The organism is Dactylosporangium sp. CA-139066, assembly GCF_050936175.1.
Classification (GTDB): domain Bacteria; phylum Actinomycetota; class Actinomycetes; order Mycobacteriales; family Micromonosporaceae; genus Dactylosporangium.
Window position 1 is genome coordinate 4,893,401 of record NZ_JBNJNH010000001.1, and the last position, 23,890, is coordinate 4,917,290.

General features: G+C 74.2%; 24 protein-coding genes. 12 read left to right on the forward strand and 12 right to left on the reverse strand.

Annotated features, from left to right (window positions below; genetic code table 11):
- Window positions 1–20 precede the first annotated feature (20 nt).
- A complete protein-coding gene (locus ACQEVU_RS22360; RefSeq protein WP_433326507.1) occupies window positions 21–413 on the reverse strand; it encodes a hypothetical protein in 393 nt (130 codons plus the stop codon).
- Between the two features lie 251 nt (window positions 414–664).
- Between ACQEVU_RS22360 and ACQEVU_RS22365 the strand changes: the two genes are divergently transcribed.
- Entirely contained in the window at window positions 665–1,738 is a 1,074-nt protein-coding gene (locus tag ACQEVU_RS22365; protein WP_433326509.1) for a CapA family protein, read from the forward strand.
- A gap of 60 nt (window positions 1,739–1,798) precedes the next feature.
- On the opposite strand, the gene ACQEVU_RS22370 is transcribed toward ACQEVU_RS22365, so the two are convergent.
- Window positions 1,799–2,485: a VC0807 family protein gene (locus ACQEVU_RS22370; RefSeq protein ID WP_433326511.1), complete on the reverse strand. Its 687-nt coding sequence runs from the start codon at window positions 2,483–2,485 to the stop codon at window positions 1,799–1,801.
- Between the two features lie 38 nt (window positions 2,486–2,523).
- On the opposite strand from ACQEVU_RS22370, the gene ACQEVU_RS22375 reads away from it, so the two are divergent.
- Complete coding sequence (locus tag ACQEVU_RS22375) at window positions 2,524–3,357, forward strand: hypothetical protein (RefSeq protein ID WP_433326513.1); 834 nt, start codon at window positions 2,524–2,526, stop codon at window positions 3,355–3,357.
- Window positions 3,358–3,393: 36 nt separating this feature from the next.
- Here the strand turns inward: ACQEVU_RS22375 and ACQEVU_RS22380 are convergent, their stop codons facing one another.
- Complete coding sequence (locus tag ACQEVU_RS22380; RefSeq protein ID WP_433326515.1) at window positions 3,394–3,891, reverse strand: inorganic diphosphatase; 498 nt, start codon at window positions 3,889–3,891, stop codon at window positions 3,394–3,396.
- Window positions 3,892–3,970: 79 nt separating this feature from the next.
- On the reverse strand, window positions 3,971–4,477 hold the full coding sequence (locus ACQEVU_RS22385; protein ID WP_433326517.1) for a DUF1269 domain-containing protein: 507 nt from the start codon (window positions 4,475–4,477) through the stop codon (window positions 3,971–3,973).
- A 116-nt stretch (window positions 4,478–4,593) separates the two neighbouring features.
- Between ACQEVU_RS22385 and ACQEVU_RS22390 the strand changes: the two genes are divergently transcribed.
- Window positions 4,594–5,457 carry an alpha/beta fold hydrolase gene (locus tag ACQEVU_RS22390; protein WP_433326519.1) on the forward strand — a complete coding sequence of 288 codons (864 nt, stop codon included), beginning with the start codon at window positions 4,594–4,596 and terminating at the stop codon, window positions 5,455–5,457.
- Here ACQEVU_RS22390 and ACQEVU_RS22395 read toward each other — a convergent pair.
- The gene (locus tag ACQEVU_RS22395) at window positions 5,454–6,317 is read right to left on the reverse strand and encodes a hypothetical protein (RefSeq protein ID WP_433326521.1); all 864 of its coding nucleotides are present in this window, start codon (window positions 6,315–6,317) and stop codon (window positions 5,454–5,456) included. The genes ACQEVU_RS22390 and ACQEVU_RS22395 overlap by 4 nt on opposite strands.
- Window positions 6,314–6,727, reverse strand: coding sequence for a hypothetical protein (locus ACQEVU_RS22400; protein WP_433326523.1), 414 nt, complete (start codon window positions 6,725–6,727; stop codon window positions 6,314–6,316). Before ACQEVU_RS22400 ends, ACQEVU_RS22395 begins: the two co-directional genes overlap by 4 nt.
- A 77-nt stretch (window positions 6,728–6,804) precedes the next feature.
- Here ACQEVU_RS22400 and ACQEVU_RS22405 point away from each other — a divergent pair, with 77 nt between their 5' ends.
- On the forward strand, window positions 6,805–10,635 hold the full coding sequence (locus ACQEVU_RS22405; RefSeq protein ID WP_433326525.1) for a CHAT domain-containing protein: 3,831 nt from the start codon (window positions 6,805–6,807) through the stop codon (window positions 10,633–10,635).
- A 4-nt stretch (window positions 10,636–10,639) separates the two neighbouring features.
- Here the strand turns inward: ACQEVU_RS22405 and ACQEVU_RS22410 are convergent, their stop codons facing one another.
- From ACQEVU_RS22410 to ACQEVU_RS22425, 4 genes are read right to left on the reverse strand one after another with little or no spacing between them, the layout of a single operon-like run.
- A complete protein-coding gene (locus ACQEVU_RS22410) occupies window positions 10,640–11,443 on the reverse strand; it encodes an ABC transporter permease (protein WP_433326527.1) in 804 nt (267 codons plus the stop codon).
- Window positions 11,440–12,180, reverse strand: a complete 741-nt coding sequence (locus ACQEVU_RS22415) for an ABC transporter permease (RefSeq protein WP_433326529.1) — start codon at window positions 12,178–12,180, stop codon at window positions 11,440–11,442. Before ACQEVU_RS22415 ends, ACQEVU_RS22410 begins: the two co-directional genes overlap by 4 nt.
- On the reverse strand, window positions 12,177–12,959 hold the full coding sequence (locus ACQEVU_RS22420) for an ABC transporter ATP-binding protein (RefSeq protein WP_433326531.1): 783 nt from the start codon (window positions 12,957–12,959) through the stop codon (window positions 12,177–12,179). The genes ACQEVU_RS22415 and ACQEVU_RS22420 overlap by 4 nt, the downstream gene beginning before the upstream one ends.
- A gap of 5 nt (window positions 12,960–12,964) precedes the next feature.
- A complete protein-coding gene (locus ACQEVU_RS22425; RefSeq protein ID WP_433326533.1) occupies window positions 12,965–14,014 on the reverse strand; it encodes an ABC transporter substrate-binding protein in 1,050 nt (349 codons plus the stop codon).
- Between the two features lie 217 nt (window positions 14,015–14,231).
- On the opposite strand from ACQEVU_RS22425, the gene ACQEVU_RS22430 reads away from it, so the two are divergent.
- Window positions 14,232–15,785, forward strand: a complete 1,554-nt coding sequence (locus ACQEVU_RS22430; protein WP_433326535.1) for a pectate lyase family protein — start codon at window positions 14,232–14,234, stop codon at window positions 15,783–15,785.
- Here the strand turns inward: ACQEVU_RS22430 and ACQEVU_RS22435 are convergent.
- Window positions 15,776–16,717: a hypothetical protein gene (locus ACQEVU_RS22435; RefSeq protein ID WP_433326537.1), complete on the reverse strand. Its 942-nt coding sequence runs from the start codon at window positions 16,715–16,717 to the stop codon at window positions 15,776–15,778. The two genes, ACQEVU_RS22430 and ACQEVU_RS22435, sit on opposite strands and share 10 nt — an antisense overlap.
- A 71-nt stretch (window positions 16,718–16,788) precedes the next feature.
- Between ACQEVU_RS22435 and ACQEVU_RS22440 the strand changes: the two genes are divergently transcribed.
- From ACQEVU_RS22440 to ACQEVU_RS22450, 3 genes are read left to right on the forward strand one after another with little or no spacing between them, the layout of a single operon-like run.
- Window positions 16,789–17,055, forward strand: a complete 267-nt coding sequence (locus ACQEVU_RS22440) for a hypothetical protein (RefSeq protein ID WP_433326539.1) — start codon at window positions 16,789–16,791, stop codon at window positions 17,053–17,055.
- Entirely contained in the window at window positions 17,052–17,675 is a 624-nt protein-coding gene (locus ACQEVU_RS22445) for a TetR/AcrR family transcriptional regulator (RefSeq protein WP_433326541.1), read from the forward strand. Before ACQEVU_RS22440 ends, ACQEVU_RS22445 begins: the two co-directional genes overlap by 4 nt.
- A gap of 5 nt (window positions 17,676–17,680) precedes the next feature.
- Complete coding sequence (locus tag ACQEVU_RS22450) at window positions 17,681–18,628, forward strand: NAD(+)/NADH kinase (protein ID WP_433326543.1); 948 nt, start codon at window positions 17,681–17,683, stop codon at window positions 18,626–18,628.
- Here ACQEVU_RS22450 and ACQEVU_RS22455 read toward each other — a convergent pair.
- Window positions 18,623–19,591, reverse strand: coding sequence for a DUF5937 family protein (locus ACQEVU_RS22455; protein WP_433326545.1), 969 nt, complete (start codon window positions 19,589–19,591; stop codon window positions 18,623–18,625). The genes ACQEVU_RS22450 and ACQEVU_RS22455 overlap by 6 nt on opposite strands.
- A 60-nt stretch (window positions 19,592–19,651) precedes the next feature.
- On the opposite strand from ACQEVU_RS22455, the gene ACQEVU_RS22460 reads away from it, so the two are divergent.
- The 4 genes from ACQEVU_RS22460 to ACQEVU_RS22475 all read left to right on the forward strand — a co-directional run bounded on the left by ACQEVU_RS22460 (window position 19,652) and on the right by ACQEVU_RS22475 (window position 23,855).
- Window positions 19,652–20,881 carry an MDR family MFS transporter gene (locus ACQEVU_RS22460; protein ID WP_433326547.1) on the forward strand — a complete coding sequence of 410 codons (1,230 nt, stop codon included), beginning with the start codon at window positions 19,652–19,654 and terminating at the stop codon, window positions 20,879–20,881.
- Window positions 20,882–20,943: 62 nt separating this feature from the next.
- Window positions 20,944–22,218, forward strand: coding sequence for an MFS transporter (locus ACQEVU_RS22465; RefSeq protein ID WP_433326549.1), 1,275 nt, complete (start codon window positions 20,944–20,946; stop codon window positions 22,216–22,218).
- A gap of 84 nt (window positions 22,219–22,302) precedes the next feature.
- On the forward strand, window positions 22,303–22,878 hold the full coding sequence (locus ACQEVU_RS22470) for an RNA polymerase sigma factor (RefSeq protein ID WP_433326551.1): 576 nt from the start codon (window positions 22,303–22,305) through the stop codon (window positions 22,876–22,878).
- Complete coding sequence (locus ACQEVU_RS22475) at window positions 22,875–23,855, forward strand: CU044_5270 family protein (RefSeq protein ID WP_433326553.1); 981 nt, start codon at window positions 22,875–22,877, stop codon at window positions 23,853–23,855. Before ACQEVU_RS22470 ends, ACQEVU_RS22475 begins: the two co-directional genes overlap by 4 nt.
- Window positions 23,856–23,890: the final 35 nt, after the last annotated feature.

Consider the following 23,890-nt stretch of genomic DNA (forward strand, 5'->3'; position numbering starts at 1 on the left):
TTGGTGTGGTCGGTGGGGCGTTAGTTGGCGGCGATGCCGAGGCCGGCGTTGTCGCCGTGGAATTCGGTGCCCTGGGCGAAGGCGGCGTCGAAGCGCTGCTGCAGCGCGTCGAGCTCGCCGAACTCGGCCTGGTGGGCGTTTTCGGAGCCTTCGGCGGCGAAGACGTGGTCGTCGACGTTGGCGTCGTGGCTGTAGTTGGTGTAGTCGTCGGACTCGTAGTGCACGGCCGGGCCCTGGTCGAACTCGGTGTGGTGGCCCTGGGAGAAGTCGGTCGAGGTGTCGGCGTGGTGGTCGGCCTCGTAGACGCCGAACTGGTTGTTGTAGTCGGCCTCGGAGCCCTGGGCCTGGTGCAGCTGGTCGAGGCCGTCGTGCTCCTGGCCGGACTCGAAGTGGCCGTAGTCGACGTCGCTCATGTCTATGTCTCCCTCAAGCAGTCCGTGTCGCTGTTGAGGAGAACATTAGGGGCCGGAAGATCCGCTCGAATCCCGGAAACGTGCCAGCGGTTAGCAGGCGGCCGGGAGGTAGGCGACCGGCCAGCCGCGGTACATGCCGTGGTCGAGGTGGCCCGCCACGCCCACGCGGCCCGACACGGACGTGCCGATGACCTTGCCCTCGCCCAGACTGATGGCGACATGCCGGACAGCGGGGGCCGTACGCTGTCGCCGTGAAGGCTGGGCGGGCGGTTTCGGCGGCACTGGTCGTACTCCTGGCCGGATGCGACGCCGGCCCGCCGGCCGCGCAGCCGGCCCCGGCGTCGCCGTCCGCGTCCCCGCCGGCCTCGGCCCCGCCCGCGCCCTCGCCGACGCCCGCGGACCTGACCCTGGCCTTCGGCGGGGACGTGCATTTCACCGGGCGTACGGCGGATCTGCTGAAGGATCCGGCGACGGCGTTCGGCCCGATCGCGAGCGTCCTGTCCGGCGCCGACCTCGCCGTGGTCAACTTCGAGACCGCGATCACCACGCGCGGCACGCCGGAGCCGAAGGAGTACCACTTCCGGGCCCCGGTGTCGGCGTACGCGGCGGCGAAGGCGGCCGGCGTCGACGCCGTGTCGGTCGCGAACAACCACGCCCTCGACTACGGCCGCGTCGGGTTCGCCGACACCCTCGACGGCGCGGCGGCGGCCGGGATGCCGGTCTTCGGCGGCGGGCGCAACATCGACGAGGCGTACGCGCCGCTGATCCTGCCGGTGCGCGGCGTCCGCGTGGCGATCCTCGGCTTCAGCCAGATTCACACCCTCGCCGAGTCCTGGAAGGCCGGCCCGTCGACGCCGGGCATCGCCATGGCGTGGGACGTCCCGCGCGCCGTCGCCGCCGTGCGGTCGGCCCGCGAGCGGGCGGACCTCGTGGTCGTGTTCAACCACTGGGGTACCGAAACGGTCTCCTGCCCCAACGACGACCAGAAGCGCTTCGCGGCCGCGCTGGCCGACGCCGGCGCGGACCTGATCATCGGCGCCCACGCCCACGTCCTGCAGGGCGACGGCATGCTGGGCCGCACGTACGTCGCGTACGGCCTCGGCAACTTCGTGTGGTACGTCGGCTCGGGCGCCACCGGCGTCCTGAAGGTCCGGGTCCACGGCCGGTCGGTGACCTCCGCCGACCTGATCCCGGCGGTGGTCTCGTCGACGGGCCGGCCGGCGCCCCTGACCGGCACGGCGGCGGCGAGCGCGGCCAAGCGCTTCACCGACCTGCGCGCCTGCACCGGCCTCGCGCCGGTGGCACGTTCCGGGGATACGCCGTGATCGCCGCACGCCCTCGCACGGGGTGCCGGCCGTTGAGCGGCCCGGCCCGCCGCGTAGGCGTCAGCCGGTGACCGCCTCCGCCACGGCCCCCGGGCCCGCCGGCGGGTTCGCGGCCGGGTTCGCCGCGGCGGCGCGTTCGCGGGCGCGGCGGCCGTAGAGGATCGTCCAGGTGACGAGGGCCGCGGTCACCGCATAGGGCAGGACGGCGTTGACGGCGACCATCGCGTCGGTGGAGAGCGTTTCGGTGAGCGCGATGCGCACGACCGCCTCGGCGAGGAACGTCACGCCCCACACGACGGTCATGATCCGCTGCGTGCGGCGGAAGCCCGCGAACTGCCACAGCCCGTTCCACCAGGCGAGGCGCTCGGCGGAGCCGTCGGTGGCGAACTTGCGGCCGAAGTAGAACATCAGCGGCCGCGGCGCCAGCAGCGAGCCCAGCAGGCCGAGGCCGAACAGGCCGGTGAACGCCGAGTCTTTGAGCAGGACCAGGCGGCCGTCGTGCAGCAGCAGCGACGAGCCGACGCCGACCGCGATGATGACGAGCGTCAGTGCGCCGATCTCGTCGACCCGGCGGCGGATCGCGAACAGGACCCCCACCTCGACGGCCGGCCACACCGCACTGAGTGCCAGCGCAGGGACCTCGCCGGTCCCGCGGCCGGTCAGCACCGAATACGTGATCAGCGGCAGCACGACGTTGCACACGACGGTGGGACCCCAGTTGAGCAGCACACTTCCGAACCGGCCCACGGCCGCCCTCCTCGAACTAGTCAGGTAAGCTCACGAGCGTGAGCGAAAGCGTAGCATCAGATCGAAGCGGGCGGTCGGCCTCACTGGTGCCGTTCCTGTTCGGCGTCGCGCATCGGCCCGAACTGCCCGGCGTCGGGCTGGTCCGGCTGCTCGGCGACCTCGGGCTCACCGAGGCCGCCGCCCGGGCGCTGCTGCTGCGGATGCGGCAGGAGGGCAAGCTCGACAGCGTGCGCCGGGGGCGGATGGTCGGCTACCGGCTCGCCGGTGAGTACGGCAACCGGTTCGATCGCATCCGCGGGGCCGACCGCGCGCCGCAGCTGGAGTGGCCCGGCGCCTACCACGCGCTGCTCTACCAGGTGCCCGAGTCGCGGCGGGCGTTCCGCGACGCCTTGCGCCGCTCCGCCGTCCACGCTGGCTACGGGCAGCTCCAGCAGGGCGTCCTCATCGCGCTGGAGGACCGGACCGCCCTGCTCACCCCCCTCGCCGACCCGCCGCCGGAGGCGCGACTGTTCGTGACGAGCCTTGGCATGGACGAGGCGGAGGCGGCGCGGGCGGCGCACCTCGCGTGGGACCTCGACACACTGGCCGGTACGTTCGCCGCGCATGAACAGGCGCTGCGCGCGGCCCTGCGCGACCTGGCCGAGCCGCCCGAGCCGGGCCCGGACACCCTGCGCCGCTACGTGGATCTGCTGAAGACCACCCTGGTCGACACCCTGCGCAGCCCCCGGCTCCCCGCGGCGCTGTTCCCGCCCGGCTGGCCCGCGCCGGCCCTGTGGCACGCGATCAGCGACGTCCTGCGGGTCTTCGGCGGGCCGGCCACCGCCTACGTCACCCGCGTGCTCGACGCCGGCGCGGGCGTGGCCGGCCCCTGACCCGGGTATCGGCCCGCCATGGCGGCACCGGCGGTGTCAGCCGGCCGCGTGGGTCGCCGCATGGTGCCGCGTGCACGCCGCGGTCAGGGCGGCTTCGGCGGCCGGGCGGTCTCGCCAGCCCTGTACGTCCGTGTGCTTGCCGGGTTCGAGTTCCTTGTAGACGTCGAAAAAGTGGCCGATCTCGTCGAGCATGTGTGCCGGCAGGTCCGCGAGGCCGTTGACGGCCTGCCAGCGGGGATCGGCGGCCGGCACGCACAGCAGCTTGACGTCCGGTCCCTGCTCGTCGGACATCCAGAACACCCCGATCGGCCGCACCCGGACCGTGCAGCCGGGGAACGTGGGCTCGTCCAACAGGACCATCGCGTCGATCGGGTCGCCGTCCTCGGCCAGGGTGTTGGGGACGTAGCCGTAGTCGGCCGGGTAGGCGGTGGCGGTGAACAGCGTTCGATCCAGCCGGATCCGGCCGTACCGAAGGTCCATCTCGTACTTGTTCTGCGAGCCGGCCGGAGTCTCCACGATCATGTCGATGTCCACGGGCCGCCTCCGGTCGCAATCGGTGGCGAGGCAGACAGCGCGGACGGCCGGCACCCGTGACCGGGCGCCGGCCTACGGCTCAGACTCGCGTCAGGTGGGCGGCGTCGATGGCGTCGCGGAGGCGCTGCTCGGCCTCCATGCTCAGGGAGCTGTGCAGCAGGCGGCCGCCGAAGTTGTACGGGGCCATCTCCGCCATCACCTTGTCGACCGTGACCTGGTCGACGAGGAGGAAGAGCGCCGCGGTCCCGGGCTCCAGCGAGCGTCCCAGGTCCTTCATGAAGCTGTCGTCCACGCCCATGTCCGTGGCCTTGCCGGCCAGGGCGCCCGCGCCCGCGCCGACCGCCATGCCGATGAACGGGGCCAGGAACAGCAGGCCGATCAGGCCGCCCCACAGGGCCCCGCCGGCCGCGCCCATCGCCGCGGCGCTGCTGGACTGATGCAGCTTGACCTTGCCGTCCGGCTGGCACTCCACGACGGCGGTGTCGCGTACCGTGATGAGGCCCTGCCGCTGCAGGTCCATGATCTTGTCGCGGGCCGCGTTGGCGGTGGACAGGTCGCGGTAGCCGATGGCAACGAGATCAGTCATGGCACCTTCCCTCTATCAGATCTGGAAGTGCGATACCGCCGGTTCGATACCGCACCCTGCCAGCGTCGCGGCGGAACAACCCGTCCGACTCACCTTCGGCGGGTAGGGTCGCCGATATGACCGAGACGTTCACCCTGGCCCTGCCGGGCGCTGACCTGGTGTACGACGTGCGGGGGCCGCTGCCGCCCGCCGGCGGGCGGCCCGTGCTGCTCATGATCGGCCAGCCGATGACCGCCGACGGCTTCGCCGCGCTCGCGAGCCACTTCGACGATCGCACCGTGGTCACCTACGACCCGCGCGGGCTCGGGCGCAGCGTGCGCACCGACGGGCGGCGGGACAACACGCCGCAGCAGCAGGCCGCCGACCTGCACCGGCTGATCGAGCACCTGGGCGCCGGGCCCGTCGAGGTGTTCGGCAGCAGCGGCGGCGCGGTGACCGGCCTCGAGCTGGTGGCCACCCACCCGGAGGACGTGGTCACGCTGGTGGCGCACGAGCCGCCCATCAATGCCGTACTGGCCGATGCCGACGCCGCCGACCGCGCCCGGGCCCGGTTCAACGACGCCTACGAGCGCGGCGGCGCCGGCGCCGGGATGGCCGCGTTCATTGCGATGACGTCGTGGCAGGGGGAGTACACGGAAGCGTTCTTCGCCATGCCCCTGCCCGACCCGGCGGCGTTCGGGATGCCGGCCGAGGACGACGGCGGCCGCGACGACCCGCTGCTGTCGAAGCACTCGTGGGCGATCACCGACTACCGGCCCGACGCCGAGCGCCTCGCGTCGGTGCCGACCCGGATCGTGATCGCGGTCGGCGAGGAGTCCGCCGGGACGTACACGGCCCGCACCGCCGAGGGGATGGCCGCCGCGATCGGCCAGAAGGCGACGGTGTTCCCGAGCCACCACGGCGGCTTCCTGGGCGGCGAGCACGGCTACGCCGGCCGGCCGGCCGAGTTCGCCGCGCGCCTGCGCGAGGTGCTGGGCTAGCCGTCCTTGCGCAGGCGCTCGGTGACCGCGAGGCCGACCGCCGGGGTGAGGCCGTCCGGCGCGGCGACGCCGAGCTGGGCGGCCAGTGCCGGGCCGTAGAGGTCGACCGCCGACTCGGCGAGGTCGGCGAGCACGTCGGTGGCGGCGCGGGCCCGCCGCCAGGCCACGGCGCCGGTCACCACCGCGACGAGGGCGGCCGGCCACCACCACAGCGCCGGCACCAGGTACAGCACGCCCCACGCGAACAGCCGCGCGTTCGCGGTCACGGCGGTGCGCGCGGCCGCCAGCTCGTTGCGGGCCGCCTCGGGCACGATGAGCCACAGGCGGGGCCACAGCGAGGTCAGATCGAGGTCGTACGCGAGATACACCCGCTCCCCGGCGGCCCGCGCCCGGTCGGCCATCCACGTCGGGCGGGCCGGCCGGACCGGGCAGATCCGGTCGCGGGCGGCGAGCAGCGCGTCGAGGTCGGCCCCGCCGGGCTCGGCGAGCAGCGCCCGCTCGTAGGCGCGGTCCCGCTCCTGCCAGCGCTCGGCGCGCCGCCGCGTCAGGCGGCGGCCCAGCCCGCCCAGCCCGGCGGCGAACCACAGCCGCTCGACCGCGCCGGACAGGCCCCGGGCGAGCTGCGCGGCCCCGGCCGCGGCGAGCAGCGCGCCGGCCGCGCCCAGCACCAGCGCCTCCGCCCGCTCGCCCGACCAGCGCCGCACGTCGGCGCGCAGCGGAGCCGGGTCGAACCACACATTGTGGCGGCGCAGCGTCCAGCTCGCCCAGACCACGGCGACGAGCAGCAGGCCCGGCACCACGATGAGGGCCAGCCACCGCTCGGCCGCCTTCTTGCCCAGCTCGGACAGGAACCCGGTCACCGCCGCCGCTCCGGCTCCAGCGCCGCGCCGTGCACCGCGCACACCGGCGGGTCGTCCCGGGTGGCCCAGGTCGCCCGCTCCGTCCGGGCGCACCGGTTGGGGGCGGGGCAGCGCAGCACCCGGTGGATCGCATGCCCGGGGCCGCCGGGCAGCCGCTGGTAGCCGCCGGCCTCGCCCCGGAAGCCGCCGGCGCCGAGGCCGTGCGGCAGACCGGCCTTGTGCAGCGCCGCCTCGAGCCGCGCGAACAGCTCCCGCAGGGCCGGCTCGGCGGCGCCGTCGCGCACCGCGGCGACGACCGCCTCGGCCGCCGCCCGGGATGCGGAGTCCTCGGCGAGGGGGCCGCCGCGCTCGCCCAGCCGGAGGCACAGTGCGCCGACGAGCTGCTCGACGCCGGGTGGCTCGTCATCCATGGCGCGTCTCCCTTCCGGAGTGACCGGCGTTCGTACGATGAGCCTGGATCTGTGCCTCGACGGATTGCGATGATCCCATGAATCTGCAGCAGTTGCTCGAAGCGGCGCGCGAGTGGATCGGTCACGAGGGAAGCGACGAGGACGGTCGCGTGCTCGCGGCGGCGCTGGAGGGGTTCGCGGGCACCGATGCGGCGGCCGCGCTGGCGGCGGCCACGATATTCCTGCTGCTGTGGTCCGGCGAGGAGGACTACCTCGACGTCGAGGGGCTGGACCGGGCCCTGCGCCTCTACGCCGACCTGCCCCAGCGGGAGCAGCCCGACCTCGTCCGGCGCATCTTCGCCGCCGACGTCCAGCCCGACGTCGAGGCGGCGGTGCCCGGCGCGCCCTGCCACCCCGTCCAGCTGGCGGTCGCCGCGTACGAGCTGTCGGAGCACCTCGCGGAGGACCACGGCCCCCAGGACGTCCAGCTCCTGCTGACGACGGTCGGGCTGACCCGGCTCGCGATCGACTATGCGCAGCCGGAGGGCGAGCTGGCCGCGGACCTGCTCGCCCTGCACGGCGACGAGTTGCAGCGCCTCGTCGGCGCGTCGAACCAGCCGGGGCCGATACCGCACCTGCTGGCCGTGCGCCGGCTGAGCCTGGCCAGCGCCCGCCCGGACAACGACCGGCTGGACGAGATGCGCGAGGCGCTGCGCTGGGCGTTGATGCTGATGTACGCGTACGACGGCGACGAAACCCACCTGAGCGAGCTGGGGGTCCATGCGCCCGTGCTCGCCGCGTTCATGCGCGACCATGTCGTGTCGCTGGCGCGCTTCGGGTCGGTCGGCTACATGACCGCCGCGATCGGCCACGCCGCCGGCACCGTGTACCTGCGCTCCGGCGGCACGGCGCTCGACGACTTCTGGAACGTCCGGGCCGACGAGCCGTACCGGATCACGGTCGTGCCGCGGGGCGGGATGATCGACCTCGACCGCGGCGGCGGCGAGCCGCTGCGGGTGGCGAACATCAACCTCGGCGAGGCCACCGCGCAGCACATCGAGGAGGACATCGCCGCCCGGCCCCCGCGCGACCGCGGCGGGCGGGCCGAGCTCCTCGCCGAGTTGTCCGAGCACCACCTGCGCCGCTACCGGGAGCGGCACGACCGCGAGCTGCTCGACCAGGCGGTGCGGGCGGCCACCGAGGCGGTCCGGCTGTGCCCGCGCCACGACCCGCGGCGCGGCCGATGCCTGCTGGCGCTGTTCCGCGCCCTGCTGGCCCGGCTCGACGCCGACGGCGACCCGGCCGACCTCGACGCGGTCATCGCCCGGCTGCGCGAGTTCCTGGCGCTGCGCTCGGTGCGCGACCCCGGCGAGCTGGCCCGGCACTACGCCGATCTGGCCAGCTACCTGGTGGGCCGGTACGAGGACGGCGGGCGGCGGCCCGACCTCGACGAGGCCATGGCCCTGGCGGCCCGGGCGGTGCGGCTGGCGCCGGCCGGCAGCGCGGTGGCGTTCCTGGCCCGGGCCGGGCTGGGGCACGCCACCGTGTACGCGGCGACCGACGGCGTCCCCGGCGCCGACCTCGACGCCGGGATCGGCCTGCTGCGCGAGGGCGCGGGCATCCCCGACGGCGACGAGAACCGCCCGACCGTGCTGAACAACCTCAGCGCCGCCCTCGTGGCGCGGTACTACGCCGGCGGCTCGGTGGCCGACCTCGACGAGGCGGCGCAGGCGGCCCGCGACGCGTGGGAGGCCATGGCCGACGGCCACTGGACGCGCCGGCACGAGAGCCTGTACGCGCTCGGCACCGCCATCGGGCTGCGCTACCGCGAGCACGGCGCGATCAGCGACCTCGACGACGCTGTCGCGCTGGCCCGCGCGGTGCTGGCCGAGGTGCCGGACGGTCACTCGTTCGCGTCCGTCGCCCGCGCCGCCCTGGCCCGGCACCTGGCCGCGCGGGCCGGCCGCACCGGCTCCGCGGACGAGATCGCCGATGCGGTGCGGCTGGCCCGTACGGCGGTGGACGAGGCGGGCAGCGACCGGCACGCCGAGCATGCCCGCTGGACCCTGGCCACCGTCCTGTCGACCCCGACCGGGACGCCCGGCGACCGCGCCCGGCTGGCGGAGGCCGTGGCGATCCGCCGGGCCGGCCCCCTCGACCGGGCCGGCCGGATCGAGCTGGCCCGGCTGCTGCAGCGGCTCTGGCTGCTGGATCCGGACGCGCCCGAGCATTCGCGGGAGGCCGAACGGCTGCTGCGGCAGGCCCGCCGCGTCGGGCTCGACAAGACCGAGCTGCACCCGGAGCTGGGCGAGGTGTTGTACGAGCGGGCGCGCCGCGACGGCGACGAGCGCACGATGCGGGAGGCGGCGCGCTTCCTCGCCGCCGTGGCGAAGCGGGCCGACGCGGCGCCGGTCGACCGGGTGAACGCGGCCCGGCGGTGGGGCGCCGCGCTGGCCGCCGGTGGCGACTGGGGCGGTGCCGTCGCCGCCTACCGGCTCGCGGTCGGCCTGCTGCCGCAGCTGGCGCCGCGGACACTGCTGCGGGCCGACCAGGAGTACCGGCTCAGCCACGCCGCCGACCTCGCCTCCGACGCCGGCGTGGCGGCGCTGCGGGCGGGGGAGCCGGCGGTCGCGGCCGGCCTGCTCGAGGCCGGCCGGGGCGTGCTGTGGGCCCGGCTGATGCGCGGCGACGCGGACCTGGCCCGGCTGTCCGCCCGCGCGCCCGGCCTCGCCGGCCGGTACGCGGACCTGCGCGACGCGCTCGACGAGCCGTACACCCGCGAGCCCCTGTCGCCCGAGTCCGCCGGGCGCCTCGCGGAGCGCCGCCGACTCCTCGGCGCCGAGTGGCGGGCGCTGCTGGCCCGGCTGGGCGAGGCCGACGACCCGGGCGCGCCGGCCGACGCCGTGCATCCGGGCGTGCCCGGCGCCGTGGCGCTGCTCGCGGCCGGCGCCCACGGGTCGTACGCCGTCCTGCTGCTGCCCGGCGGCGGCATCGAGCCGGTGCCGCTGCCCGCCGCCCCGCCCGGCGCCGCGGCCGACGCCGCCGACCGCGTGCGCGACGCCCTGCTCGCCCTGCAGGACCCCGGCACCGGCCACGCCGGGCAGCTGCGCGCCGAGGCGGAGATCGGGGCCGTGCTCGACTGGCTGTGGTCCGCGGTGACCGGGCCGGTCCTCGACCGGCTCGACCGCATCGCCCCGGCCGGCGGGCCGCACCGCCTCTGGTGGGTGCCGGCCGGGCCGCTCGCGGCGCTGCCCATCCACGCCGCCGGCGACGCCCTGACCCGGGCCTGCTCCTCGTTCAGCCCGACGCTGGCGGCGCTGCGCGGCACGGGCCCGGCCGCTCCGGCGGCGCCGCGCACGCTCGTGGTCGCGATGCCGCAGACGCCCGGCGCGGCGCCGCTGCCGGGCGCCGGGGCCGAGGCCGAGCTGCTGCGGGCGGGCCGCGACCCGGTGGAGCTCATCGGGCCGGACGCCACCCGCGCCGCCGTCGTCGAGGCGCTCGCCGGCTGCGACATCGCGCACTTCGCCTGCCACAGCGTCGCCGACCCCGAGCGGCCGGGCAACGCGCGGCTGCTGCTGCACGACCACGCCCGGCACCCGTTCACCCTGCACGACGTGGCCCGGCTGCGGTTGCCCGGGGCGTGGCTGGCGTACCTGTCCTCGTGCGCGACGATGCTCAGCGGCCGCGGCCTGGCCGACGAGGCGGTGCACCTCGCCGCCGCGTTCCGCCACGCCGGGTTCGCCAACGTCGTCGGCACCCTGTGGGCCGTCGACGACCGCCTCGCGGCGCTGCCGACGGCCGCGTCCTTCTACGCCCGCCTCGACGCCCTCGGGCCGGCCGAGGCGCTGCGGCGGGCCGCGGCCGGCCTCGCCGCCGACCGGCCGGGGAACCCGAGCTTCTGGGCCGGCCACGTCCACGTCGGACGGTGACGGCTCACAGCGGGCGGCGGTCCTGCTGCGGGGCGTAGCGGGCGAGGGTCAGCTGCTCCAGGATGCTGATGACGGTGTACAGCAGGATCGACGCCGCCGTCACGACGGTCACCGCCGCCCACATCCGGTCCAGCTCGAACGTGGTGACCGCCTGCAGCATCAGGTAGCCGAGGCCCCGGCCGGTGGTGAGCCACTCGGCCAGCAGGGCGCCGACGAGCGCGAGCGGGGCCGCGACCCGCATCGCGGCGAACAGTGCCGGCAGCGCGGTCGGCACCTGGACCCGCCACAGCGTGAAGTACGGCGACGCGCCGCACGCCCGCATCAGGTCGAGCGCCGGGGCCGGCACCGCCCGCAGCGCCAGCGACACGTTGACCAGCACCGGGAAGAACGTGACGATGCCGGCGATGACCGTGACCGACAGCAGGCCGCGGCCGAACACCAGGGCGATCAGCGGGGTCATGGCGACGAGCGGCACCGCGCGCAGCGCCATCGCGACCGGCATGAGCGTCTGCTCGACGGGGCGCCACAGCGCGAACGCGGTGGCGGTGCCGGCGGCGGCGATCGTGCCGGCCGCCATGCCGACGAGCGCGTCGCGGGCGGTGATCCGGGTCGCCTCCCACAGCAGCGAGCGCTCGGCGTCGTGGGTGGGGTCGATGAGGTACCGCCACACGTCGAGCGGCCCCCGGGTGAGGAACGGGTCGAGGCCGAACCCGCTGATCAGGCCCTGCCACACGGCGCAGACGACCGCCACCGACAGCACCGCACCGCCCAGGCCGAGCAGCGCCCGGCGGGCGAGGTGGCGGTTCATCGCGCGATCCTCGGCGCCCAGGGCGTCAGCAGGCGTCCGGCGAGGGCCGTGATGCCGTACGCGACGCCGGACAGCGCGGTCGCCACCAGCGCGATGCCCCAGGTGCGCTCCACCGCCAGGCTCTGCTGCGAATTGATCATGGCCACGCCGAGGCCGGACTCGGCGCCGAGGTACTCGCCGATGATGGCGCCGAGCATCGCGGCCGGCGCGGCGATGCGCAGGCCGGCGAACAGGCCGGGCAGGGCGGCGCGCAGGCGGACCCGCCGCAGCTGGGTCCACGAGCCGCCGCCGTAGGCCCGCACGAGGTCGAGGCTGGTGCGGTCGGCGCCGCGCAGCCCGACGAGCGTGCTGATCAGCGTGGTGAAGATGACCGACAGCGCGGCCAGGATGACCTTCGGGGTGTCGCCGCCGAACAGCACGGCCAGGACCGGCCCGATGGCGATGACCGGCAGGCAGTAGCTGGCGAGGGCCAGCTGCAGCAGCGCCCGCTCGAGCAGCGGGATCTGCACGAACGCGATCGCGAGGACGAGCGCGACCGCGTTGCCGTAGAGCCAGCCGGCGCCGGCCTCGCGCAGCGTGGTCACGCTGTTGGACCAGTAGAACGAGAAGCCGTCGTCGGCCATGTGCGACAGGATCGCGCTGGGCGGCGGCACGACGCGGCTCGCGGCGAACACGGTGCGGCCGAGGACCTCCCAGAGCGCCAGCAGCGCGACCGGGCCGAGCGCGCCGGCCCTCACCGCCGCTCCTCGGCGACGGACCCGCCGAACAGCAGGGCGGACAGCTCGTCCTCCAGCTCGTGGAAGCGTTGCGTGCGCAGCATCTGGGGCGTGCGGGGCCGGGGCAGGTCGATGTCGACCTGGGCCACGATGCGCCCGGGTCGCGGGCTCATGACGGCGACGGTGTCGGCGAGGAAGACGGCCTCGGCGATGGAGTGCGTGACGAGCAGCGTGGTGGTGGCCCGCTCGGTCCAGATGCGCTGCAGCTCGAGGTTGAGGCGCTGGCGGGTCATCTCGTCGAGCGCGCCGAACGGCTCGTCCAGCAGCAGGATCCGCGGCTGCACGACGAGGGCGCGGGCGATCGCGACGCGCTGGCGCATGCCGCCGGACAGCTGGGCCGGCCGGGCCGCCTCGAAGCCGTCGAGCCCGACGAGCCGGATGAGCTCGGCGATCGCCGCGTCGTCGGCCTTCACGCCGCTGACCTCGAGCGGAAGGCGGATGTTCGCCGTCACCGACCGCCAGGGCAGCAGCGCCGCGTCCTGGAAGGCGATGCCGAGCTGGTGCCGGCTGCGGGTCAGGGCCGGCGCCTCGCCGTGCACGAACGCCTCGCCGGACGTCGGCCGGTCGAGGTCGGCGAGGATGCGCAGGATGGTGGACTTGCCGCAGCCGGACGGGCCGAGCAGCGCGACGAAGGCGCCGGCCTTCGTGGCGAGGTCGACCCCGTCCAGCGCGGTGACGCTCGCCCGGCGGATCGTGAACTGCTTGGTGAGTCCGCGCAGTTCGATGCCGTAGTCGGCCATGGCGTTCAGGACGCCTTCAGGCCCGGGTCGTCCTGGTAGACCTCCTCGAGGACCGACAGGTCGAACAGCTGCTCCTTGGTGATGGTCAGCCCGCCGAGTGCGAGGGTCTTGATGGTCTCGTCGATCTGCCTGCCGGTGATGGTGAACAGCCCGTTGGCCTTGGTGTCGTCGGTGGCGATGACGGTGTTCTGAGCCTTGGACTCCAGCGCCTGCTCGGCCTCGTCGAGCTTGAGGTCCTTGCCGTAGGTGCCGGCGGCGAGTTTGGCCCCGAGCGCCGGGTCCCGCACGGACATCGTCCAGCCCCGGATGTCGCCGGTGAGCATCGCCTTGACCTTGTCGCGGTCCTTGACCAGCGAGTCCTTGCGTACCACGTAGATCTCCGAGACCATCGGGTAGCCGTGGTCGTTGAGCAGCATGACCGCCGTGTCGATGCCCTTGGTCTTGAGCAGGTTGGGCTCGTTGGTGAAGAACGAGAACCAGCCGTCGACCTCCTTGACCACCAGCGGCTGGGGGTCGAACTGCGCCGGCACCTTCGTGATCCGGCCCGGGTCGATGCCGTTGGCCTTGAGGAAGGCGTTCCAGACGGGCTCGTTGGTCGCCTGCACGCCGATCTTCTTGCCGATGAGGTCCTGCGGCGAGTTGATCGGGTTGCTGGCCAGGCTCATGATCGCGAACGGGTTCTTCTGGTACTGCGCCCCGATCGCGATGATCGGCGCCCCCTTGAGGATCGCCGCCCCGGTGATGTCCGGCGAGGAGATGCCGACCAGGGCCTTGCCGGCGGCCACGACGGAGTCCTGGCTCACGTTCGGCCCGCCGGCGAGGAGCTCGACCGAGCTGAACCCGGCGTCCTTGTAGTAGCCGTTGGTGTCGGCGATGTACATCCCGGCGAACTCGACGTTCTTGATCCAGGACAGCTGGTAGGTGAGCTTGCCGAGGTCGGCCTTGCCGCCGGGCGTCGCGGCGGGCTTGTCGTCCCCGCACGCCGCGAGCACGGCCAGGCCCAGGGCCCCGGCGCTGCCGAACAGCAGTGAACGTCGATCTATCGATTTGCCCACGGTGATCTCCTCGGTCGCAGCGTGGCCCGACGCTAAGGGCGACGTGTTACGGCCGTGTGTGGTGCTTGTTGAGATCCACGTCGGGGCTGCAACAAACCTGCAAACGCCATCCATTGACTTCAACTCATGGTCCCGGCAGTTTGGTTGAGGAATGCGCTTTCCTAACGGCCGCAGGAGCAGCGACACCCCCATCACGCGAGACGAAGGTGAGACGAGGATGAGACGACCAGGCGCGTTGCGACTCCTGGCGGTGGGTGCGGCGGCCGCCGCGACCGCGATCGGCGTGGCGCTGGTGGTGCCACAGGCGTCGGCCGCGACCGGCGGCGTCACCGGCTACGCGACCCAGAACGGCGGCACCACCGGCGGCGCGGGCGGCCAGACGGTCCGGGCCACCACGGGCACCGCGATCCACACCGCCCTGTGCAACCGGGCCTCGAGCAGCACCCCGATCATCATCCAGGTCGAGGGCACGATCACCGTCGGGAACACCGCCAAGGTTTCCGGCAACAGCTGCAACACCGCCGCCGGGGTCATCGAGCTCAAGCAGATCAGCAACGTCACGATCGTCGGGGTCGGCGCCGGCGCCGTCTTCGACCAGATCGGCATTCACATCCGCGAGTCGAGCAACATCATCATCCAGAACGTGACCGTCCAGAACGTGAAGAAGTCGGGCTCGCCCACCTCCAACGGCGGCGACGCCATCGGCATGGAGAGCAACGTCCACAACGTCTGGGTCGACCACAACAGCCTGCTGGCCTCGGGCGGTGAGGACCAGGGCTACGACTCGCTCATCGACATGAAGGCCGGCACGAACTACGTGACCGTCTCCTACAACACGCTGCGCAACTCCGGCCGGGGCGGGCTCATCGGGTCCAGTGACAGCGACACGGGCAACGGCCCGGTGACGTTCCACCACAACCTGTACGAGAACATCGACTCCCGCACGCCCCTGCTGCGCGCGGCCACGGCGCACATCTACAACAACTACTACGTGAGCCTGAACAAGTCCGGCATCAACCCGCGCGACGGCGGCAAGGCCAAGGTCGAGAACAACTACTTCAAGAACTCCCAGGACGTCCTGGGCACGTTCTACACCGACCTGATGGGCAGCTGGCAGGTCGCCGGCAACATCTTCGACAACGTGACCTGGACCAGCCCCGGCACCGAGAACCACCCGGCCGGGCCCAACGTGCAGTCGAACACCAGCATCAGCGTCCCGTACTCGTACAGCCTCGACGCCGCCGGCTGCGTGCCGACGATCGTCGGGCAGACCGCCGGCGCCGGCAAGGGCCTGCAGGTCTCCAGCGGCAGCTGCTCGGTGGTGACGCCGACGACCACCTCGCCGCGGCCGTCGACCAGCGCCAGCCCGACGCCGACCAAGAGCCCGACCACCGGCCCGGCGCCGTCCGGCACCAACCTGAGCATCGGCGCCGGCGCCGACGGCTCCAGCAAGGGCGGCGGCACGAGCTACGGCAACGTGATCGACGGCGACATGGGCACGTACTGGTCGCCGTCCGGCACGACCGGCTCCATCTCGGTCAAGTGGGGCTCCGCCAAGACGGTGCGGTCGATCAACATCCGGGAGGCGTCCGGCTCGGCCGGCACCATCGGGTCCTGGCAGGTCGTCAACGCCGACACCGGCGCCGTGCTGAAGTCCGGCAGCGGCGCGGGCGTCATCAGCTTCACGGCGACGTCGCTGAAGAAGGTGACGTTCACGATCACCAGTGCGTCGGGGACGCCGAAGGTCGCCGAGTTCGAGACCTACGCCTGATCGTCAGGGGAGGAGGGCGGGTCACCGCCCTCCTCCGCCGGGCGCGGCGGCCGGACGAACCGGACGGCCAGCAGCGCGCCGCCGGCGAGGCTCAGCACGATGCACGGGATGCCGTAGAGCAGGCCGGGGAACATGCCGGCGTCGGGGATGCCGGCGCCGAGGTAGGCCATGTAGCCGCCGAGCGCGGCGAGGGCGGCCACCGCGAGCAGCACGCTCCACCGGCCGTTCCGGCGGCGGGCCGCGGCGATCCCGCCGGCCGCCAGGATGACGACCGCGGCGGCGCCGGCCGCGTACGGCGCCGGGTCGAACGGCACCGGATCGCTCGACAGCCGCGGCACCGGGTCCAGAAAGCAGCACCCCTCGCCGGAGTCCGGGCTGCCGATGCGCTGCCAGGCGCCGGTCCGGTCGCGGCGCAGCAGCCCGTCGCGGCCGTCGGCGACGTACACCACATGCCCGCCGGCGACCGCGTGCACGACGAGCGACGTGGACGCCAGGTGCCGGGCCGGGTCGCCGAGGTCCGGATAGGTGTGCACGAGCGCGGCGTACGCCGGAGCGCTCACCTCCCACGCCGTCGCCCACGTGCGGCCGCCGTCCGTGCTGCCCTCGACGCGCAGCGTGTCGCCGGCGACGCGGTAGCACGAGTCGCCGGCGCACGCCTGGCGCTGCGGGGTGGCGCCGGGCGCCTCGACCGCGTCGGCGTCCATGGCGGTCACGTCGCCGTCGTCGCCGACGAGCCAGACCTGGTCGTCCCGGTAGTTCGGGTTGTGCGTGTGCACGACGACCGTGCCGGGCCGGGCGCCCTCGACGACCGACAGCACCTCGCCGACCTGCCGCAGGTTGCGCGCCGCCTGCAGGCCGTTGCACGAGCGCCGGGTCAGGGCGGCGACCGCGATCCCGGCAAGCCACAGCAGCACGAACCCCCGTTTCCGCATCGGGACAGGATGACAGCGGCGGGCCGCGGCCGTCCATCGTGGAAACGGCTCACGCTCGGTGGAAGCCGTCGGTGAACGCGATCGGCGAGGTCCGCGACGAACCCGGCCGCCTCGATGCCGGCGCCGCCCAGCTCGCCCACCATGTCGTCGAGCCGGCGCCGGTCCCGCGCCACGAGCGCGGCGCGGAACCCTTCCCGCCCGAACCGCCGCGCCGTGGCCAGCCCGAGCGACGGCCCCGCACCGAAGATCGCGATCGTGCCCATGCATCCTCTCGTAAGTTGAGGGTGATCCTCAACTTGGCATCCGTACCGGTGCCCGGCCATATGCTGGGCGCGTGACCACCGCCCGCCCGCTGCGCCAGGATGCCGCCCGCAACCGCGAGCGACTGGTGCTGGCCGCGCGCGAGGTCTTCCGCCGCAAGGGCCTGCACGCGCCCCTCGAGGACATCGCGCGCGAGGCCGGGGTGGCGATCGGCACCCTGTACAACCGCTTCCCGAGCCGCAGCGAGCTCGTCGACGCCGCCCTGGGCCCCCTGGCCGAGCGCGCCGTCGAGCTGGCCGAGGCCGCCGCCGGCGCCGACGACCCGTGGGCCGGCTTCGCGATGTACGTCGAGGACACGTGCGCCCTGTTCGCCGCCGAGCGCGGCTACGCCGACGTGTATCGCGCGACCGTCCCGGACACCCCGGTCATCAGCGCCGCGAAGGACCGCCTGACGGCCCTGAAACTGTCCATCCTGGACCGCGCGAAGCGCTCCGGAGCCCTGCGCGCCGACGTCGAGTCGACGGACATCGCCATCCTGACGTGGGCGGCGGTGTCCACGATGGACGCCACCCGCGCCGTGGCCCCGCAGATGTGGCGCCGCCACCTGGCCCTGCTGCTCGACGGCCTGCGCGCCGAGGCCGCCCACCCCCTCCCGGCGCCGCCCCTGACGCCGGCCCAACTCCGCGAAGCGGGATGAGGCAGATGGACGCCGTGCACGTGCTCGGGCTCGTGATGCATCCGCGCAAGGCGGTGGGCGACTCCGTCGCCACCATCCTCGACTCCGTCGCCACCATCCTCGACGCCGGCCGCGACCAGCCGATCCGGGTGGTCGTCCGCGAACCCGACCGGGAGCGGGTGCCCGGCGGCGTCGAGGTGGTCGACGAGGCGGCGTTCGTGCGCGAGGTCGACGGGCTCATCGCGCTCGGCGGGGACGGGACCATGCTCGGGGCCATGCGGCTCGTCGTGGAGCGGCCCGTGCCCGTGCTCGGCGTCAACCACGGCAACCTCGGATTCCTCGTCGAGGTGGCGCCGGGCGAGCTGCCGGCGGCGCTGCAGCGGCTCGCCGAAGGGGACTTCACCATCGAGCGGCACGCGTGCCTGGAGACCGACGCCGAGCCGCGGTTCGGCTTCAACGACGTCGTGCTGGCCCGCGGCTCGTGCACCGGGGCCGTGTCCGTGGACCTGTGGGTCAACGACGTGCGCTACGGCTACTACCGGGCCGACGCCGTCGTCGTGGCCACGCCGACCGGGTCGACGGCGTACAACTACGCGGCCGGCGGGCCGGTGCTGTCGCCCTCGTCGGAGGCGCTCGTCGTCACGCCCGTGGCGCCGATGGCCGGGATCAGCCGGGCGGTGGTGCTCGGCGCGGGCGACCGGGTCACGCTCGCGGTCGCCGAGGACAGCGCGCCGATCGCGGTGGACGTCGACGGTACGCCCGGCGGCACCCTCGAGCGCGGCGGGCGCCTGAGCGTGGCCCTGCGCCGCGACGCGGCCGAGGTGGTGCGGCTGTCGGCGGACGAGCACGCCAGCCGCAGCCGGATCAAGCTCAGCCTGCTCGACCTGCCGCTGCGGCCCGGGCAGCTGCTCGACCTCATCCCGCCCGAGCTGCGCCAGCGCGCCCACAAGATCATCGAGCGCGAGGCGTCATAGCGCGCTGCGGGCCAGGGCGTCGCCGGTCGCGGTGCGGCGGTAGTACACCTCCTTGCCCACCCGCTTGCCCACGGCCAGGCCGCCGCCGCGCAGCACGGCCAGGTGCTGGCTGACCGCGCCGGTGGTCAGGGACAGCCGGCGGGCCAGGGCGGTGGTGGTGGACGGCTCGGCGAGCGCGACGAGCATCTGGGCGCGGCTGCGGCCGATGAGCGCGGCGAGCCCGTCCGGCGCCGGGGGCGGGGCGTCCTCCCACAGCGTGCCGACGCCGGCCACCGGATAGGCCAGCATCAGGCGGTACGGCGCGGACATCACCGCCACCGCCGGCCAGTGGAACGCGCTCGGCACCAGCACCAGGCCCTCGCCGTGCGGCTCCTCGACGTGGCGGTGCCGGCGGTTGATCTGCAGCCGGTCGCCGGTCCACGCCACGTCCGGGTGCAGCGAGTCGAACAGGGCCCGGGCGCCGCCGGCGGCCAGGGTGCGCGTGCGGCGGATGACGTCGGCCTCCAGCAGCCCGTGCACCCGCGGCCAGTGCTCGCGCAGGCACGCGTCCCAGTAGCGGGCCAGGGTCCCGGCGACCCGCTCGACGCCGGCCGCCGCGTCGTCCAGGAATGCCTCCACCAGCGGGGAGCGGCGCCGGCGCAGCTGGCTCACCTCGGCATGCGCGGTCTGCGGCGGCGTGGCCCGGATGCGCTCGAGCTCGGCCGCGAACGTCGGCGCCTGCTGCTCCGGCGGCGGGGTCAGGAAGTCCGGCATGTACCCGTCCGGGGGCACGATCGCGACGAGCTCGTCGAAGCCCTCGATGCCGGCCAGGCGGGGCCGCACGGCGGTCACCCACGGGCGGTGGATCGCCTGGCGGGCCGGGTCGGCGAGGGTGCGCAGGCTGGCCACGAGCTCCCATATCGGCGAGTACGCGAACCGGATCCGGGCCACGTCCTCCGGGTCGAGCAGCCAGGTCACCCCCATACGATTTAGCCTACGCTAAGAGGTTGGCCAGGCGCCGGTGCGAGATCCGACGCTGTGCCGGTGACGACGACAACGGGGACAACCACAACCACCACCACGCCGCCGGTACGGCAACCGCGCACGCTGCCCGGACCGTTCTGGGCGCTGTGGTCGGGCACGCTCGTGAACCGGCTCGGCACCATGGTCATGCCGTTCACCGGTGTGTACCTCACCCAGGCCCGCGGCTTCTCCGTCGCCGTCGCCGGCCTCGCGATGACGCTGTTCGGCATCGGCTCGCTCATGTCGCAGCTGGCCGCCGGGCTGCTCACCGACCGCATCGGGCGGCGCGCCACGCTGTGCGGCAGCATGGTCGGCACCGCCGTGGTGATGCTCGCCCTCGGGTACAGCACCGCGCTGCCCGCCATCCTGGCCGGCATGTTCGTCCTCGGCCTGCTCATCGACGCCTACCGCCCGGCCTCCAGCGCCCTCGTCGCCGACCTGGTGCCCGCGGCGCTGCGGCCGCGCGCGTTCGGCCTGCTGTTCTGGGCGGTCAACCTCGGCTACGCCGTCGCCATGGTGGCCGGCGGCTGGCTGGCCCGCCTCGGCTTCTCGTGGCTGTTCTGGGCCGACGCGGTGACGTGCACGGTCTTCGCCGTGCTGGTGTGGCGGGCGGTACCGGAGACCCGGCCCACCCACGACGAGCGCCCGGCCGGCGGGTTCGGGGCCGTCCTGCGCGACCGGGCGATGCTGGCGTTCACGGTCATCACGCTGGGGCAGGCGCTGGTGTACCTCCAGACGGTGACGATGCTCCCGGTGGCCATGACGGACGTCGCCGGCCTGAGCCCGAGCGAGTTCGGCATGGCGATGGCGCTCAACGGCCTGCTCATCGTCGCCCTCCAGCCGTTCGTCTCCGCCCGGCTGGACCGCTTCGACCCGTCGCGGGTGATGGCCCTCGGCCTCGCCGTGATGGCCCTGGGCTTCGCCGCGACCGCGTACGCGACCACCGTCGCCGGCCTCGCCGTCACCGTCGCCGTGTGGACGGCCGGCGAGATCGTCACGGCCGGCATCGGCGGCACGATCGTCGCCACGCTGGCCCCGGCCCACCTGCGCGGCCGCTACAACGGCGTGTACGGCTTCGCCTGGGCGCTCGCCGCGGTCGTCGCCCCGCTGGCCGGCAGCCGCCTGCTCACGGCCGGCGTCGAGGCGCTGTGGTTCAGCGTCGGCGGCGCCGGCCTGCTCGCCGCCGCGGGCATGCTCGCCGTCGGCCCGGCCATCCGCCGCCGCACCGCCGCGGCCGTTGCTCCGCTCTGAGCGCAATACGCTGCAAGCGAGTTCGATTGCCTGACGCCCGGCCGGTACGGTGCGGTGGAGGCATGCAGCCCAGCCCCGTGAAGCGGCGTTTCCCGCGATCGTCGCCGTACTGGCCCGTCGTCTCCCACCCGCAGCTTCGACGCGTCCTGCCCGGCCTGGCCATCTCCGCGCTCGGCGACGGCATGTCGATCGTCGCCATCAGCTGGCTCGCGCTGCAACTGGCACCCACGGCACAGCGGGGCATCTGGGTCGCGGTGGCGGTCGCGGCCTACTCGCTGCCCAGCGCCGCCGGCGGCGTCCTGCTCGGCCGGTTCATGAGCGGCCGCGGCGGTGCCCAGCTCGCGGGCTGGAACGCCATCCTGCGAGCGGTCTCGCTCGCCGCCATCGTCGCCCTCTACGGCCTCGGCCGGCTCAATGCCGCAACGTACGTGGCGCTGCTCGCCGTGTCGTCGCTGCTGGCCGCCTGGGGCTCGGCCGGCCGGTACGCCCTCGTCGCCGAGCTGCTGCCCGGCCGGCACCATCTTCCCGCCAACGCCGTGATGACCACGATCGGCGAGTTCGCCACCATCGTCGGGCCGCCGCTGGCCGGATTCCTCATCGGCTGGAGCAACGCCGTCGTCGTCATCGCCGTCGACGCCGTCAGCTTCATGCTCCTCGCCGTCACCTACCGGCTGGCGCTGCCGGCGCCGGCTCGTCGCGCCGAGACCGCACCGGCACGCACGGGCGGCTTCCACCTGATCCGCCGCGAACCCGCCCTGATCGGCCTGCTGAGCCTGTCGTTCGGCTTCTTCCTGCTCTTCGGCCCCTTCTACGCCGCCCTGCCGATCCACGTCGCCGAGGACCTGCACGCCCCGGCGACCCTCCTCGGCGCGTACTACACCGCCTTCGGCATCGGCGCCGTCGCCGGCGGGCTCATCACCGGCTACCTGCGCCGCTGGCGGCTCTGGCCCACCACGGTCGGCATCGTCATCGCCTTCGGCGCCGCGCTGCTGCCGCTCGGCCTCGGCGCCCCCACGGGCCTCGCCCTGACGAGCTTCGCCCTGGCCGGCGCGGTCTGGGCGCCCTACATGTCCACGTCGATGGCGCTCTTCCAGCGCAGCGCACCGGCCGACCAGCTCACCCGGGTCCTGGCCGCCAACGGCTCGGTCCTGGTGATCGCGGTGCCGCTCGGCACCGTCCTCGGCGCCCCGCTCGTCACCGCCATCGGCGCCCGCGAAACGCTCCTCGCGTGCGCCGTCGCCACGCTCGCCCTCGGCGGGAGCGCCGCGGTCCTCATCGCGACCAGGGCCGGCGCGGCGGCGCGCCGAGCCCCGGCGCCTGATGTTCCGGACGCATAGCATGCGGACGTGCGGGCGCGAGCCACGGCGGCCGGCGTCGCCGGGTAGCGCGAACACTTTGCCGGCCTGCGGCGAACAGGGGTTGTGAGGGAGACGGAGCTGGAACCGCCGCCGACCGACGCCGACCTGGTCCGGGACCGGTTCGCCGACGTGTTCGAGCGGCACTATGAGCACATCTACGCCTACGCGGCGCGACGCCTCGGGCCCGACCTGGGGGAGGACGTCGCGGCCGAGACGTTCCTGGTCGCCTACGACCGCCGCGACACCTTCGACCCGCGGCGCGCCGAGGCGCGGCCGTGGCTGTACGGCATCGCGGCCAACCTGATCATGCGGCACTCGCGGGCGGAGGCCCGCCGCTACCGCGCCCTCGCGCGCGGCGCGGACCCGGGCGAGGGCCCCGACGAGACCGACGCGATCGCCGGGCGGGTCGACGCACGGCTCGCGCGGGCCCGGCTCGCCGCCGCCCTGCGCCGGCTCGCGCCCGCCGACCGCGAGGTACTGCTGCTCGTGGCGTGGGCCGGGCTCAACCAGCAGGAGGCCGCCGCGGCGCTGGGCATCCCGCCCGGCACCGCCCGCTCCCGCCTGCACCGCGCCCGCCAGGAGATGCGCAAGGCGCTCGGCACCGAAGGTCCGGGCCCGAACGAGGAGGAAGCACCGTGAAGGACGACATGACGACGCTGCGTGAGGCGTTCGGGCCCGACCCGGTCCCGCCGCCCGACGCGCACGACCGGGCCCGCGCGGCCCTGCTGCACCGCATGGAGGGCGGCGCGCCGGCCCACCACGTCCGGCACCGGCGGCGCTGGCCGCTGCGGGTGGCGCTCACGGCCGCGGCCGCCGCGGCGGCGGTCATCGGCGTCGTCGCCGTGGAGAACATCGGCACGGTCGACGACAGCGGCAAGGGGTACTCCACCGTCGGTCTGCCGTTCCCGAAGCCGGCCAGCGCCGCCGAGGTGCTCACCAACGCCGCCTGGGCGGCCAAGAAGCGGCCGTGGACCGACCCGCGGCCGGACCAGTTCATGTACAACGAGGACCGCGAGCTGCGCAACGAGCTGGCGTACGAGCGAGAGCACCCCAACGGGTACATCATCCCCGGGCACACCCGCACGATCACCAGGCAGGAGTGGAAGCGCATCGACGCCCAGGTGATGGCGACCAACGAAAGCGGGAAGCTGGAGGTGTACCACCAGGGCCAGGGCATCCAGTGGGGCCAGCTCAACTACGACGAACTCAGGAAGCTCAACACCCCGGCGAAGGTGCTCGCCTGGGACAAGGCCGACAAGAACTTCGGCGTGCGCCTGGACGCGCTGCTCGGCCAGTACGTCCTGCCCCCCGCCGTCGAGGCCGCGTTCTACGGCGCCCTCGCCCAGGGCGACGACGTGCGGCTCAACCCCGACGCGGTGAACATCGACGGGCGCCCGGCGATCGGGCTGGGCAAGGTGCTCGAGGGGTACCTGTCGCAGGAGCTGCTGTTCGACCCGCAGACGTACCGCATCATCGGCGAACGCCTGGTGGCCATCGCCGACCACCACGACACCGATGAGCACGGCAACGACGTCTTCACCCCGAAGGGGGCCGTGCTGCGCCAGGCCGTCTACACCAAGGCGATCATCGTCGACAAGGTCGGCGACACCCAGTAGGACGTTCGATGCCGCCGGACGGCGCCGTCCGGCGG

Bases quoted from the DNA above. Each gene is read 5' to 3' on its own strand.
- ACQEVU_RS22360 (WP_433326507.1), bottom strand. From the start codon at position 413: ATGAGCGACGTCGACTACGGCCACTTCGAGTCCGGCCAGGAGCACGAC.
- ACQEVU_RS22385 (WP_433326517.1), bottom strand. From the start codon at position 4,477: ATGACTGATCTCGTTGCCATCGGCTACCGCGACCTGTCCACCGCCAAC.
- ACQEVU_RS22390 (WP_433326519.1), top strand. From the start codon at position 4,594: ATGACCGAGACGTTCACCCTGGCCCTGCCGGGCGCTGACCTGGTGTAC.
- ACQEVU_RS22400 (WP_433326523.1), bottom strand. From the start codon at position 6,727: ATGGATGACGAGCCACCCGGCGTCGAGCAGCTCGTCGGCGCACTGTGC.
- ACQEVU_RS22405 (WP_433326525.1), top strand. From the start codon at position 6,805: ATGAATCTGCAGCAGTTGCTCGAAGCGGCGCGCGAGTGGATCGGTCAC.
- ACQEVU_RS22410 (WP_433326527.1), bottom strand. From the start codon at position 11,443: ATGAACCGCCACCTCGCCCGCCGGGCGCTGCTCGGCCTGGGCGGTGCG.
- ACQEVU_RS22420 (WP_433326531.1), bottom strand. From the start codon at position 12,959: ATGGCCGACTACGGCATCGAACTGCGCGGACTCACCAAGCAGTTCACG.
- ACQEVU_RS22430 (WP_433326535.1), top strand. From the start codon at position 14,232: ATGAGACGACCAGGCGCGTTGCGACTCCTGGCGGTGGGTGCGGCGGCC.
- ACQEVU_RS22435 (WP_433326537.1), bottom strand. From the start codon at position 16,717: ATGCGGAAACGGGGGTTCGTGCTGCTGTGGCTTGCCGGGATCGCGGTC.
- ACQEVU_RS22450 (WP_433326543.1), top strand. From the start codon at position 17,681: ATGGACGCCGTGCACGTGCTCGGGCTCGTGATGCATCCGCGCAAGGCG.
- ACQEVU_RS22455 (WP_433326545.1), bottom strand. From the start codon at position 19,591: ATGGGGGTGACCTGGCTGCTCGACCCGGAGGACGTGGCCCGGATCCGG.
- ACQEVU_RS22465 (WP_433326549.1), top strand. From the start codon at position 20,944: ATGCAGCCCAGCCCCGTGAAGCGGCGTTTCCCGCGATCGTCGCCGTAC.